This window comes from Streptomyces sp. WMMB 714 (assembly GCF_900090125.1).
Classification (GTDB): Bacteria; Actinomycetota; Actinomycetes; order Streptomycetales; family Streptomycetaceae; genus Streptomyces; species Streptomyces daqingensis.
The window spans coordinates 58,375-71,047 of the sequence record NZ_FMHJ01000010.1; the positions used below are offsets into that span (position 1 = coordinate 58,375).

11 protein-coding genes are annotated in these 12,673 nt (G+C 72.8%); 8 read left to right on the plus strand and 3 right to left on the minus strand.

What is annotated here, in order from left to right:
- Positions 1-46 precede the first annotated feature (46 nt).
- Positions 47-1,444 carry an alkaline phosphatase PhoX gene (locus H181DRAFT_RS18800; RefSeq protein WP_045865713.1) on the minus strand — a complete coding sequence of 466 codons (1,398 nt, stop codon included), beginning with the start codon at positions 1,442-1,444 and terminating at the stop codon, positions 47-49.
- A gap of 128 nt (positions 1,445-1,572) precedes the next feature.
- Positions 1,573-2,718: a cell division protein ZapE gene (gene zapE / locus H181DRAFT_RS18805; protein WP_045865714.1), complete on the minus strand. Its 1,146-nt coding sequence runs from the start codon at positions 2,716-2,718 to the stop codon at positions 1,573-1,575.
- Between the two features lie 86 nt (positions 2,719-2,804).
- Here zapE and H181DRAFT_RS18810 point away from each other — a divergent pair, with 86 nt between their 5' ends.
- From H181DRAFT_RS18810 to H181DRAFT_RS18835, 6 genes are all read left to right on the plus strand, one after another.
- The gene (locus tag H181DRAFT_RS18810) at positions 2,805-3,659 is read left to right on the plus strand and encodes a pyrimidine reductase family protein (RefSeq protein WP_045865715.1); all 855 of its coding nucleotides are present in this window, start codon (positions 2,805-2,807) and stop codon (positions 3,657-3,659) included.
- A 120-nt stretch (positions 3,660-3,779) separates the two neighbouring features.
- Positions 3,780-4,247 carry a hypothetical protein gene (locus tag H181DRAFT_RS18815; RefSeq protein ID WP_045865716.1) on the plus strand — a complete coding sequence of 156 codons (468 nt, stop codon included), beginning with the start codon at positions 3,780-3,782 and terminating at the stop codon, positions 4,245-4,247.
- 244 nt (positions 4,248-4,491) lie between these two features.
- Complete coding sequence (gene murC / locus H181DRAFT_RS18820; RefSeq protein WP_045865717.1) at positions 4,492-5,922, plus strand: UDP-N-acetylmuramate--L-alanine ligase; 1,431 nt, start codon at positions 4,492-4,494, stop codon at positions 5,920-5,922.
- Positions 5,923-6,003: 81 nt separating this feature from the next.
- Positions 6,004-6,411, plus strand: a complete 408-nt coding sequence (gene msrB / locus H181DRAFT_RS18825) for a peptide-methionine (R)-S-oxide reductase MsrB (RefSeq protein ID WP_045865718.1) — start codon at positions 6,004-6,006, stop codon at positions 6,409-6,411.
- Positions 6,412-6,629: 218 nt separating this feature from the next.
- The gene (locus H181DRAFT_RS18830) at positions 6,630-8,144 is read left to right on the plus strand and encodes an MFS transporter (RefSeq protein ID WP_078895831.1); all 1,515 of its coding nucleotides are present in this window, start codon (positions 6,630-6,632) and stop codon (positions 8,142-8,144) included.
- A 100-nt stretch (positions 8,145-8,244) separates the two neighbouring features.
- Positions 8,245-8,901 carry a LysE family translocator gene (locus H181DRAFT_RS18835; RefSeq protein WP_045865719.1) on the plus strand — a complete coding sequence of 219 codons (657 nt, stop codon included), beginning with the start codon at positions 8,245-8,247 and terminating at the stop codon, positions 8,899-8,901.
- Positions 8,902-8,962: 61 nt separating this feature from the next.
- Here H181DRAFT_RS18835 and H181DRAFT_RS18840 read toward each other — a convergent pair whose 3' ends face one another.
- On the minus strand, positions 8,963-9,928 hold the full coding sequence (locus H181DRAFT_RS18840; protein ID WP_045865720.1) for a GNAT family N-acetyltransferase: 966 nt from the start codon (positions 9,926-9,928) through the stop codon (positions 8,963-8,965).
- A gap of 306 nt (positions 9,929-10,234) precedes the next feature.
- Between H181DRAFT_RS18840 and H181DRAFT_RS18845 the strand changes: the two genes are divergently transcribed.
- Complete coding sequence (locus H181DRAFT_RS18845; RefSeq protein WP_074467937.1) at positions 10,235-10,864, plus strand: DUF1707 and FHA domain-containing protein; 630 nt, start codon at positions 10,235-10,237, stop codon at positions 10,862-10,864.
- 398 nt (positions 10,865-11,262) lie between these two features.
- On the plus strand, positions 11,263-12,525 hold the full coding sequence (locus H181DRAFT_RS18850; RefSeq protein WP_045865721.1) for an SAV2148 family HEPN domain-containing protein: 1,263 nt from the start codon (positions 11,263-11,265) through the stop codon (positions 12,523-12,525).
- Positions 12,526-12,673 lie beyond the last annotated feature (148 nt).

Genomic DNA, 12,673 nt, shown 5'->3' on the forward strand with positions numbered 1-12,673 from the left:
CCGGCCGCACGCGTGGGTGCCGGGCGGGTGCCTCGGTGAGGTCCCGTCAGTGCTGCCAGGGGCCGGTCACCGCGAAGGTGGTGCCGGGGTCGTAGCAGTTGAAGTACATCGTCCGGCAGTCCGGCGAGAACGTGACGCCCGCGAACTCGCCCCAGGCGGGCTCCTCCGGCGTACCGATGTCCTGGCGGTTGCCGGCCATCGGGTAGACCTGGCCGTGCTTGGTCAGGCCGTAGACGTGCTGGGCGCCCTCGCCGTCCTCGCACACCATCAGGCCGCCGCTGGGTGCCAGGCAGATGTTGTCGGGCTCCTCGCCGGGCAGCTGCAGGTCGGTGTCGGGGCCGAAGACGATGACGAGGGTGAGCTGCTTGCGCTTCGGGTCGTAGCGCCAGATCTGGCCGTAGTGGTCGGCCTTCGAACCCTCCTCGCTCTTGGCGTAGCTGGAGACGAAGTAGACCGACTTCCCGCCCCAGTAGCAGCCCTCGAGCTTCTGGGCGTGGGTGATGCCCTTCTTGCCGAAGTCCTGGAAGCGGATCGGCGTCTCCTTGGCGAGCGGGTCGGGGACGTCGACCCACTCGATCCCGTCGAAGGTCTCGCCCGGCTCCTGCGCGACCGACAGGTCGGGAAGCCCCGGCACCCGCATGGCCTGCAGTTTGCCGCCCGCGTGCAGGGAGCCGTAGCCGCCCAGCGGCTTCTCGGGGAGGAAGCGGTAGAAGAGGCCGAACGGCTTCTCGAAGGCGTCCTCGGTCTCGTACACCACGCCGTTGCGCGGGTCGAAGGCGATGGCCTCGTGCTGGAAGCGGCCCATCGCGGTGAGGGGCTCGGTCGAGGTGGGACGGTCGTGGCGGAAGCCGACCTCGAAGATGAAGCCGTGGTCCTTGCTGTAGCCCTCCTCGCCGGCCTTGAACTCGGTCTCCTCGCAGGTCAGCCAGGTGTCCCAGGGGCTGGTCCCGCCCGCGCAGTTCGTGGAGGTGCCGGCGATGCCCACGCGCTCCTGAAGGACCTCGTTGTCGTGGTCCAGCTCCAGGAGGGTGCAGCCGCCCTTCGCGTCGGGGTCGTAGGTCAGCCCGTCGACGGTGGGCACGCCCACCTTGCCGTCCTGGCGGTTCTCGTGGTTGCGCACCAGCCAGGTCTTGCCGTGCTTGTGGCCGTGGCGGTTGTGGTGGCCGTCCGCGGCGAAGGCGGCCATGCCGTCGAAGTTGCTGGGCACCTTGCCCTCGCCGGACTGCAGGTCCTCGCCGGTACGGGAGAGGATCTTGTAGCGGAAGCCCTTGGGCAGGTCGAGCACGCCGTCGGGGTCCGGGACGAGCGGACCGTAGCCCGAGTGTCCGCCGGTGCCCTGGGCGGCAGCGGTGCCTGTGAACAATTCCGAGAGGGCACCGGTGAAGGCGATGCCTGCTCCCACCGCGCCCGTTCTTGCCAGCACTTGACGTCGTGAAGTCGTCATAAGGAACTCCCTGTTGGCGGCCAGGTTTCAGGTGTGTCTACCACGCGCACGGGTGTGCGAGCACTAGGCACGACAGCAGTATCTACGCGCGTGGGGCACGGGAGTTGAAGATCAGGAAAAGCTTGGGTTCACGCGGATGTGAGGCGCTCGCCGTCCCTGGCGAGCGCGGTGAGACGCGAGATGGCGCGGAAGTACTTCTTCCGGTAGCCGCCTTCGAGCATCTCCGGAGTGAACAGCGCGTCGAACGGCGCCCCCGACGCCAGTACCGGCAGCTCCCGGTCGTACAGGCGGTCGGCGAGGACGACGAGCCGCAGCGCCGTCGACTGGTCCGGGACGGGGCCGACCCCGGTGAGGCAGACGGCTCCCAGTCCGTCGACGAGCGCGCCGTAGCGGCTCGGATGGACGCGGGAGAGGTGGCCGAGGAGCGCGTCGAACCCGTCGAGGGACGCGGCGGGCGTGCGGTGCGCGGCGCGTACGACGTCGTCCTCGGCGAGAGGGGCGGGCGCGGCCGGCAGCCCCCGGTGGCGGTAGTCCTCGCCGTCGATGCGCAGGGCGCGGAAGTGCGCGGACAGCCCCTGGATCTCGCGGAGGAAGTCGGCGGCCGCGAAACGGCCCTCGCCGAGCTTCCCCGGCAGCGTGTTCGACGTGGCGGCCAGTGCCACGCCCTCGTCGACGAGGCGGCCCAGCAGACTGGAGACGAGGACGGTGTCGCCCGGATCGTCCAGTTCGAACTCGTCGATGCACAGCAGACGGTGGCCGCTGAGCGTCCGCACGGTCTGCTGGAAGCCGAGAGCGCCGACGAGGTTGGTCAGTTCCACGAAGGTGCCGAAGGCCTTCTGCCCGGCAGGGGCGTCGGTCGCGTGCCAGAGCGAGGCGAGCAGGTGCGTCTTGCCGACGCCGTAGCCGCCGTCGAGGTAGACGCCGCGAGGGCCGGAGGGTGCCGCCTGTGCGGGGCGGCGGCGGAACCACCGTTTCCGCTCGCTGCCCGTCCCCTTGCCGTTGAGCCCCGCGGCGAAGGAGCGCAGCACCTGGACGGCTTCGCTCTGGCTCGGCTGCCCCGGGTCGGGCACGTAGGTCTCGAAGCGGACGGCGTCGAAGCGCGGCGGCGGCACCATCTCCGCGACGAGCCGCTCCGCGGGAACGTGCGGCTCGCGGTCCGTGAGGGACGCCGGGCCGGCGCCGGAGCGGGCGTCGGGACCGCCGGCGGGGGACGTGGGCGCCGCCGGGCGTGCGGAATCGGCCGAGGAGGAGGGGGAGGGGGACACGCTGTTCATGCTAAACGGCATGCCGAACGGCCGAGGGCGGCGGCCGGCGAGGCCGGCCGGGGGAGCCCGGCGGGGTGCGTGCCAGACTGCGGGACATGCGACGTCTGTTCCCCCGCACCGCTGACGACGAGGTTCCCGGCCCCGCCGACGACGGGCCACGGCAGCCACCGCGAGAGGACACGGCAGGCGGGGAGCCGTGGAGCATCGACGCCCTGGCGGACGCCTACGCCTACCCGCGGCCGCTCCCGGAAGGATCCGGCGAGCACGGCGAGGGCGTGTGGCTGCGGGCGAACATGGTCGCCTCCCTGGACGGCGCCGCCTACCACGAGGGCCGCTCGCAGCCCCTGTCGTCCGAGGCGGACATGCGCGTCTTCGGCGTCCTGAGGGGCCTCGCCGACGCGGTCGTCGTCGGGGCCCAGACCGTACGGCAGGAGGGGTACCGGCCGGCCCGTGAGCGGGAGGTCTTCGCGCGGCGCCGGGCCGCGGCGGGGCAGGGGCCCGCACCGGCCATCGCGGTGGTCAGCGCGGGGCTGGACCTGGACTTCTCGCTGCCGCTGTTCACCAGTCCGCTGGTCCCGACCCTCCTGGTGACGGGCGCCGCGGCACCTCAGGACCGGGTCGCGGCCGCCCGCGAGGCGGGAGCGGAGGTCGTCTTCGCGGGCGAGGGCGAGACCGTGGATCCCGCCCGCCTGCCGGGCGCGCTGGCCCGACGGGGCCTGCGGCGCCTCCTGACGGAGGGCGGCCCGCGGCTGCTCGGGCAGCTCGTCGCGGGGAACGTCCTCGACGAGCTGTGCTTCACCCTCGCTCCGCGCATCACCTCGGGCGGCGCTTCGCGCATCGTCGACGGACCCGGACTCGACGTCCCTGTGGACTTCCGGCTCGCCGGGGTACTCGAAGAGGACGGCTTCCTGTTCACCCGCTACCGGCGCGCCGCGCAACCGGAGCGGTAAGCGCGGCAGTTACGGCAGCGCCCCGCTGGGAAGACGGGGTGCGAGGCCCGCCTGGGGCGGGAGCAGGGATGTACGGAGGAGCCCGGAAACCGGGCTCCGAGTGGAGAGAAGGGCACCGCCGTGTTCACGACCGTGTTGATGATCGAGAAGCCGCTGGTGTCCGACGACGTGGAGCTCGTCACGACGCTCCACGGGGACGAGCCCGTCTCCTTCGTCGTACTGATGCAGCCGCGCGGCGACCAGGACCGCCTCCTGCGCGCACTGGACGACGTCGCGCTCGGCGAGTTCGACGAGGCCGTGCGCGAAGGCACCGAGTCCGACGAGCCGGAGTCCGAGGGGCTCGCCGTGCGCGCGCTGGACCGTTCGCTCGCCAAGCTGCGCGAGACGGGTGCGGAGGCGGAGGGGCAGGTCATCGAGGACCACCCGCTCGACGTGCTGGCCGAGGTCGTCGGCACGGCCGGGGCCGACGAGGTGATCGTGCTGACGGCTCCGCACCTGGTCGAGGAGTTCTTCCACCGTGACTGGGCGACGCGTGCCCGGCACAAGGTGGGCGTCCCCGTGCTGAAGCTCTTCGCGCACGGGGAGTAGCAGGGCACGGCACGGAGCGGGCCCCGGGCGCGCGCCCGTGGCCCGCTCCGTGCCGTGCCGCGTCCGGTGCGCGGGGAGCGGCGGGGTGCGCAGCGCATAGGCTGGTCGGCGCGCGTACGGCACGTCGCACAGCGGTGGCCCTCGTCGTGCGGACGGCCGTGTGGCTCCGCGCCGGTGAGGGCGGCCGGCTGGCGGACAGCGCACCGCGCCCGTTCACGAGAGCACGAGCTTTGGAGGCGCCCCCATGGCAGCCGACGCAGCCGACCCGGCCACGGCAGCGGCCAGTCCGACCGTTCCGGCGGCACTGGCACGTCCGCACTTCATCGGCATCGGCGGTGCCGGGATGTCCGGCATCGCGAAGATCCTCAGCCAGCGCGGCGCGCGCGTCGAAGGCAGCGACGCCAGGGAGTCGCTGTCGGTGACGGCGCTGCGCGGTCTGGGCGCGACGGTGCACCTCGGCCACGACGCCGCCAACCTGGCGGCCGACGCCACGTCGGTCGTCGTCTCCAGCGCCATCCGGCCCGACAACCCGGAGCTGGCCGCCGCCGCGGAGCGCGGCGTCCCGGTCGTGCACCGCTCGGACGCCTTGGCCGCGCTCATGGAGGCGTGCCGGCCCCTCGCCGTGGCCGGTACCCACGGCAAGACCACGACGACGTCAATGCTCGCGGTGGCCCTGGGCTCCCTCGGCCTCGACCCCTCGTACGCGATCGGCGGCGACCTCGACGAGCCGGGCTCCAACGCCCACAACGGCCGCGGCGAGATCTTCGTGGCGGAGGCGGACGAGAGCGACCGCAGCTTCCACAAGTACGCGCCCGAGGTGGCCATCGTGCTCAACGTGGAGCTGGACCACCACGCCAACTACGCCTCCATGGAGGAGATCTACGAGTCCTTCGAGATCTTCGCGGGCCGCGTCCGCCCCGGCGGCACCCTGATCGTCTCCGCGGACCACGAGGGAGCGCGCGAGCTGACACGCAGGGTCCGCGAGCGCGGGGACGTGAAGGTGCGCACGTACGGCGAGGCCGCCGACGCCGACGTACGCGTCCTGGACATCACCCCGCACGGCCTGACCAGCGAGACGACGGTCCTGCTGGACGGGACCGAACTCACCTTCGCCGTCTTCGTGCCGGGCCGGCACTACGCGAGCAACGCCGTCGCCGCCCTCGTCGCGGGAACCGAGATGGGCCTGCCGGCGGGCGACCTGGCCAAGGCCCTCGGCACGTACACCGGGGTCCGGCGGCGGCTGCAGCTCATGGGCGAGGCGAACGGCGTGCAGGTCATCGACTCCTACGCGCACCACCCGACGGAGATGACCGCCGACCTGGAGGCCATCCGCGGCGGTGCGGGCGACGGACGCGTGCTCGTCCTCTTCCAGCCGCACCTCTTCAGCCGCACCCAGGAACTCGGCACGGAGATGGGGGAGGCGCTGGCGCTTGCGGACGCCTCCGTCGTCCTCGACATCTATCCCGCCCGCGAGGACCCGATCCCCGGGGTCACCAGCGAGCTGATCATCGACGCCGCGCGCGCGGCGGGTGCCGATGTGCGGCACGCGGAGTCCAGGACCGCCGGCGCGGAGCTCGTCGCGGGAATGGCCGCACCCGGCGACCTTGTTCTCACGATGGGAGCCGGGGACGTCACCGACCTCGGCCCCCGGATCATCGCCGGGCTGGCGCCCTGAGCGCGTGGCCGCCGCCGGGCCGGGGCGGCTCGGGGCGGAACGGCGCGGACTTCATGACCGGATCGAGCTGAGGAGGCCGTCGTGGCATACGAGATCGACAAGCCGGAGGAGCAGTGGCGGGCCGAGCTCAGCCCTGAGGAGTACCGCGTCCTGCGGCAGGCCGGCACCGAGCCCGCCTTCACCGGCGAGTACACCGACACCAAGACGACCGGCGTCTACAACTGCCGGGCCTGCGGCGCCGAGCTGTTCCGCTCCGGCACGAAGTTCGAGTCGCACTGCGGCTGGCCCAGCTTCTACGACCCGGCGGACTCCGACGCCGTGGAGCTGATCCAGGACCGCTCGATGGGCATGCTCCGCACGGAGGTGCGGTGCGCCCGCTGCGGCTCCCACCTCGGGCACGTCTTCGAGGGTGAGGGCTACCCGACGCCGACGGACCAGCGCTACTGCATCAACAGCATCTCGGTGCGGCTGGAGCCCACCGAGGGCTGAGGCGGGGGGCGGCAGGCCCGGGACAGGGCGGCTGCCGAGGCGGAGGCGGACCGGCGCGCGGCGCCGGTCCGCCTCCGCGTCTTCGCTGGGCACAGAGGAATAACCGGGCGGGGTGCTCCGGTTCGTTTGTACGCTGCACGTATTCGCCGGCCCGGGCATCTCCCGACGAACGCCGGCGCGAACGCCCCGTACTTTCCGAACGACTCCCCGGAGACCGCATGACGCAGGCCCGCGATGCCGCCCCACCCCTCATAGCCGGGACGAGCCGCCGTCAGGCGCCGCAGCAGGAGGCGGACGCGCCCGGCGAGCAGGAAGCGGTACGCGGGGCGGACGGGCGGCGCCGGCTCAGGGGAGTGGTCCCCGTGCTGGCCTTCGCCGGGATCTCCGTCGCGGTCATGCAGACGCTGCTCGTCCCCGTCGTCGCCCAGCTCCCGCAGCTTCTCCGCACCACCACGTCCGACGCCGCCTGGGTCGTGACCGCGACGCTGCTCTCCGGCGCGGTGGCCACGCCCGTCATGGGGCGCCTCGGCGACCTCTACGGCAAGCGCCGCCTCATCCTCGCCAGCCTCGGCATGATGGTGCTGGGCTCCCTCGTGTGCGGGTTCTCCTCCACGCTCGTGCCGATGGTCGCCGGGCGGACCCTGCAGGGATTCGCGATGGGAGCGATCCCGCTTGGCGTCAGCATCATGCGGGACGAGCTTCCGCCGGACCGGCTCGGCCCGGCGATGGCGTTCATGAGCTCCTCGCTCGGCACCGGCGGCGCCCTCGGCATGCCGGTCGCGGCCTACGTCGCCCAGCGCACCGACTGGCACGTGCTCTTCTTCGGCTCCGCCGGCATCGGCGCGCTCGCGATGGTCCTGGTGCGCACCGTCGTACCGGAGTCGCCACGACGGCTGGGAGGACGCTTCGACTTCCCCGGCGCCCTCGGGCTGGCGGCCGGGCTCGTGGCGCTGCTGCTCGCGATATCCAAGGGCGCGGCCTGGGGCTGGGGCAGCACGACGACGCTCGGGCTCTTCTCGGCCTCCCTGGTGGTCTTCGCCGGGTGGGGCGTGATGGAGCTGCGCCTCGCCCAGCCGCTCGTGGACCTGCGCAGCACGGTCCGCCGGCAGGTGCTGCTGACCAACCTCGCCTCGATCACCGTGGGGCTCGCGTTCTACGCGGCGACCCTGGTCCTCCCCCAGCTGCTGCAACTGCCGCGCTCCACCGGCTACGGACTGGGCCACTCGATGCTCGTGGCCGGGATGTGCGTGGCGCCCATGGGCCTCGCCATGATGCTCGTCTCGAAGCTGTCCGCCCGGATCTCGGACACCCGCGGCCCCAAGGTCTCCCTGATGACGGGGCTCGTCATCCTCGCCGTCGCCTACCTGGCCGGAACGGCGCTCATGGGCGCGGTATGGCAGGTCGTGATCATCGCCGTGCTCATCGGGTTCGGCATCGGCATCGCCTACTCGGCCATGCCCGCGCTGATCCTCGGCGCGGTCGACCCGTCCGAGTCGGGCGCCGCGAACGGACTGAACACGCTGATGCGCTCGATCGGAACGTCGACGTCGAGCGCCGTGGTGGGCGTCGTGCTGGCCCGGATGAGCACGCCGTTCGGTGACGCCGCCGTGCCGACGCTCGCGGGTTTCCGCGTCTCCTTCCTCATCGCCGCGGGGGCGGCCCTGACGGGGCTGCTGATCGCGGCGTTCCTGCCGGGGCGCGGACGGGACGGGCAGGCGCGGGCGGGGGAGTAGCGGACGGGACCGCCAGCCGGACGGCGCCCGCCGACCGGGCGGTATACCGACGGGCCGGAAACCGTTTGGCCGGGATCGGGGCGACCGTCACGATGGCCCCATGCTCTCGACGCTTCTGCCCTTCCTCGGCGCGTGCCTGCTGGTGGCGATGTCGCCCGGCCCCAGCACGGTGCTCATCATCCGCAACTCGCTGCACAGCCGCCGCGCGGGGCAGATGACCGTCCTCGGCAACGAGACGGGCGTCTTCGTCTGGGGAGTCGTCGCCGCCTTCGGGCTGACGGCGCTGCTCGCCGCCTCCCAACTCGCCTACGACGTCCTGCGGTTCGGGGGAGCGGCGGTCCTGATCGTCTTCGGCGTCCAGGCCCTGCGTGCGGCACGGCACGAAGGCGGACCGGACGCGGCGGGGGCAGGCGGGTACGCGGCCGGGCAGGGCGGTGACGCGGTCGCGCGGGGTGAGCCGTCGCCCTGGCGGGCGTACCGGGCGGGGCTGCTGCTCAACCTCGCCAACCCCAAGGCGGCGATCTTCGCCATGTCCTTCCTCCCCCAGTTCGTGCCGCACGGCGCGCCCCAGCTCCCGCTGATGGTGACCCTGGCCGCGGTGTGGGCCGTCTTCGAGGTCGGCTACTACTCGCTGTACGTCGGGTTCGTGGGCCGGCTGCGGCGGGTCCTCGCCCGGGCGGCGGTGCGCCGCAGGCTGGAGCAGGTCTCGGGCGGCGTGCTGGTCGCCCTCGGCGTCCGCCTCGCCCTGGACGGCTGACGGACGCGTCCCGGGCGACGCGGACGCCGCGGTAGGTGCTCGGCTGCGGCTGCGGCTGCGGCTACGGGGCCGGGGCGGGGCTCCGCTGCGGTGCCGACATGCAGAAGCGGTGGTCCACGACGGGATAGCCGGCCTTCGAGAAGGCCGCCGCCATCGGGGTGTTGCCCAAGTCGGTGGAGGCCGCGACCGATTCGGCACCTTCGCGGCTCAACTGCCGGGTGCACTCGGCCAGGAGGTCGTAGGCGTAGCCGTTGCCGCGCTGCTCCGGTACGACCCCGATGAACCCCACCGCCGGGCCGCTGGGGATCGTGCCGGGCACGTGCAGCCCGGCCAGTGCCCCGTCCGCCGTATGAGCCAGCCGCCACCACTCGCGCGGGGACGACATCCAGCGGAGGTGCTCCAGATCCTCCCGGGCTGCCTGCTCGATCCCGGCCTCCGGCCCGCCGGGCTCGGCCTCCTCCAGGGCGCGCCGGGCGTGGGCGTCGAGGGTGCCGTGCTGGATGCGCCGCAGGACGTCCAGGATCACCTCGTCGTCCGGCTCGGGCCGGAACGTGAGCCGTCTCGGGTGCTCCGGGAGCCCGCACTCCGGCGTCCAGCGGTAGCGGAAGCGTTCGACGAGCGGGCGGTAGCCCGCGGTTGCGGCAGCGCCGATGCGGGCCTCGGCCGCGGCGCGCACCTCGGGCTCCGTCCGCCAGCCCGGAGGGAGGACGAGTTCGAAGTCGACGTCGTACGGCAGTGCGCGCAGCAGCCGTACGGCGGCCTCTTCCTCGCCGGGCAGGAAGTCGAACCAGTCGAGGAGGAGGGGCAGTTCGTCGTCCGGGGCTGCCCAGCAGGCGGCACGGGCGACGACGCGGTCCCCGCGGAGGGCGACCCAGGTCCACTCGGGCCGGTACTCGCCGCCTTCGGCGACGGTCGTGTACGGACGCCCGAGCAGGGGACGGCCGACGAGGCCGGGGTCCTGCAGGGAGGTGAAGAGCGGACGCGCCTCGGACTCGCCGAGCGCGCGGACGACCAGATGTGCGGTCATGGTGGGAAGGACCTTCCGGAAGGCGTGTTCGCGCTCCCGGATCAGTGCCGGTCGTACGCCCTGCGGACGGGGCGGGAGCGCGTGATGCAGCTGGTGGACATCGAACTCTCGCCTCCTTCCTCGGACTTGGGCGTACAGGCAACCTAGGGCGTGCCGCGGGGCGGCGCCAGCGATTATCAGGTGCCACGCCGGGACGGAGGGCCGCGGCGCAGGCCGTGGCCGGGCGGGCAGGGGCAGATGTCTTCATTCCGCTACTGCCCGCCGCCCGGCCTGGACAGGGTCTTTGCGCGTCCGGACAATGTGGGCATGACATCTCTCGAGTTCGGCGCCTACCCGCCGCGCCTGTCGGACGCGGACCGGGAGCGGGCTCTTGAGGTGCTGCGCGAGGGAGCCGCACAGGGCCGGGTCTCCCAGGACACCTTCATGCGGCGCACGGACGTCATTCTCAGGGCGCAGTGGCACAGCGAACTGGACGCCGTCCTCCAGGACTTGCCCACCCGCCGCCCCCGCAGCCGCTGGTACGTCGCCGCGATCACGCGGCTCTTCGACTTCAGGCAGCGCGTGCGCAAGGCGTGGCAGTCCCAGCGGCTGCCGGAGCTTCTGCTGCCCGCCCCCGCCTCGTACCCCTTCTCGATCGGCCGCGCGCCGGGTTCGATGCTGCGGCTGAACCACTACACCGTCTCCCGCGCGCACGCCCAGCTGCGCAGCGTCGGGGACGGCAGCTGGAAGCTGCGCGACCTGGGCTCCAGCAACGGGACCTGGGTGAACGGGAGCCGGGTGACGGGCTCCGTCACGGTGCGCCCCGGCGACGTGGTGCGCTTCGGCCAGATCGGGTTCCGGCTCGTCGTGGCCCAGCCGCCCCCCGCCGCCTCACCGCCGGCCCTGCCACCGGGACCGCCGCCGGAGATGCCGCCGGGGCCGCCGCCGCGGCTCTGACGGTCCGCCGGTCCGCCGGTCCGCCTTTCCGTCGGTCCGCCCGCCCGGCCGCCGTCGCGTGCTTACGTCGGGGCGGCTGTACGTGAGGGCTGCGGGGCAACGGTGAATTACCCGTGTCCGTCGACTTGTCGGAGTAGCGCGCGGGTCCGGTCAGCGGGTAGGACGAGGGTCTGTGGAACCCCCGGAAGGAAGGCGTGACCAGGTGACTGTCCTCGCCCGCGCGGTCGCTCGGTTCGCGCCCGCGCCCGGCGCAGGTACCGCGTTCCGGACGAAATCCGCACCGCCGTCCCCTACGGCCGTACTCCCAGAGCGAGTTGATGGGGGTTCAGGGTGCGGTGCTCCAGGCACCGCAGTAGTCTTCCTTGATCGCTCAACGGGGCTAGGAAGGCGGTGCGCGGGTGGGTGCGGGAGGGCTTGAACTCCCCCCAGGTGAAGGCGGCGACGGCGGCGAGGCGGAGGCCACCGACGCGCCCGCGGGTGCGGTCTCCGTCGCCCGCCCGATGGAGATCGGCGCGGACCTCGACTGGGACGCGGACGCCTGGACCGAGGTGCGCACCCGTGCACGGCGTGCAGGACGGGCCTACGTCTGGCTGAACCTCGTCGAACAGCGGCTGCGGGCAGTGGTGTCGGCCGTGCTGAGACCCATCTACGAGCCCGTGCACGGGGAAGACTGGGTCATCGCGGCGGCCGGGCCGGCCGGCCAGGAGTGGGTCCAGCGCGCCGTGGCCGTACGGGAAGTGAGCCGCCGCAAGGGATATCTGCTGGACCCCGCGGACGACAACGTTCTCTCCTTCCTCACGCTGCCGCAGCTGCGTGAGCTGATGGTGCAGCACTGGCCCTGCTTCGAGCCGTACATCGAGCAGCGCCGCGAGGTCGAACTCGCCCTCGATGAGCTGGAGGTGGCGCGCAGCGCCGTCGCCCGCAACCGCGCCCTCTCGGAGACGGTGCTCGCGCAGGCCGAGCGGATGTGCGCGCGGCTGCTGGAGCTGCTGGGCGCCAATGGGGAGGCGGCGCCCTCGGCGCACCGGCTGCGGGTCGACGCCGTCGAGGACCTCGTCGGCGACCGCTTCGCCGATGTCGTGGGCGTCCACTCCGACCGTGTGCGGCTGCTGCGGCAGCTCCCCGCGGAGGACCTGTTCGGTGGGGCGCGGCGGCTGGACGCGATGGGCATAGGGCTCAACCTCCTCGTGCAGAACTACTCGGGCCGCCGCCTGGTGCGGCTCGCCGCCTCGGGCTGCCGGACGCGCCTGCTCTTCCTCAACCCGGCGAGCAGTGCGGTACGCCGGCGCGAACGCGAACTCGGCATAAAGAAAGGTGAGTTGAGCAGGACCGTCGAGACGAACATCCTGCACATGCGCCGGGTGCGCTCCCGGCTGCGGGACCCCGCCGCGTTCGAGATCCACGTCTTCGACGAGACACCCCGGTTCTGCGCGTACATGGTCGACGGAGACGGAGCGGACGGGCTGGCCGTCGTCCAGCACTATCTGCGCCGCGTCCGGGGCATGGAGTCGCCGGTGCTGGTGCTGCGGGGCAGCGGGCGGGACATCGTGCAGCGCGGCGCCGGGCAGGGCAAGCCGCAGGACGAAGGCGTGCACGGCCTGTTCCAGACCTACCGCGAGGAGTTCGAGTCGGCCTGGGCCGACTCGCGTCCCGTCTCCTGAGAGCCCTTGCCGCCGAGCTGCCGCCTCTGCCGGAGGCGAACCGCGGGCCCGCCGCCGGATTCCCCGATGCCCTCTTCCCGTCCGGGCCGTGGACAGCCCTCGGCGTTGCACGAGACGTTACGTCTCGTCTAACGTGAATGTGTGAACG

Excerpts from the sequence above, each read along its gene's own strand:
- zapE (WP_045865714.1), bottom strand. The coding sequence starts at position 2,718 with ATGAACAGCGTGTCCCCCTCCCCCTCCTCCTCGGCCGATTCCGCACGC.
- murC (WP_045865717.1), top strand. The coding sequence starts at position 4,492 with ATGGCAGCCGACGCAGCCGACCCGGCCACGGCAGCGGCCAGTCCGACC.
- H181DRAFT_RS18800 (WP_045865713.1), bottom strand. The coding sequence starts at position 1,444 with ATGACGACTTCACGACGTCAAGTGCTGGCAAGAACGGGCGCGGTGGGA.
- H181DRAFT_RS18835 (WP_045865719.1), top strand. The coding sequence starts at position 8,245 with ATGCTCTCGACGCTTCTGCCCTTCCTCGGCGCGTGCCTGCTGGTGGCG.
- H181DRAFT_RS18810 (WP_045865715.1), top strand. The coding sequence starts at position 2,805 with ATGCGACGTCTGTTCCCCCGCACCGCTGACGACGAGGTTCCCGGCCCC.
- H181DRAFT_RS18845 (WP_074467937.1), top strand. The coding sequence starts at position 10,235 with ATGACATCTCTCGAGTTCGGCGCCTACCCGCCGCGCCTGTCGGACGCG.
- H181DRAFT_RS18830 (WP_078895831.1), top strand. The coding sequence starts at position 6,630 with ATGACGCAGGCCCGCGATGCCGCCCCACCCCTCATAGCCGGGACGAGC.
- H181DRAFT_RS18840 (WP_045865720.1), bottom strand. The coding sequence starts at position 9,928 with ATGACCGCACATCTGGTCGTCCGCGCGCTCGGCGAGTCCGAGGCGCGT.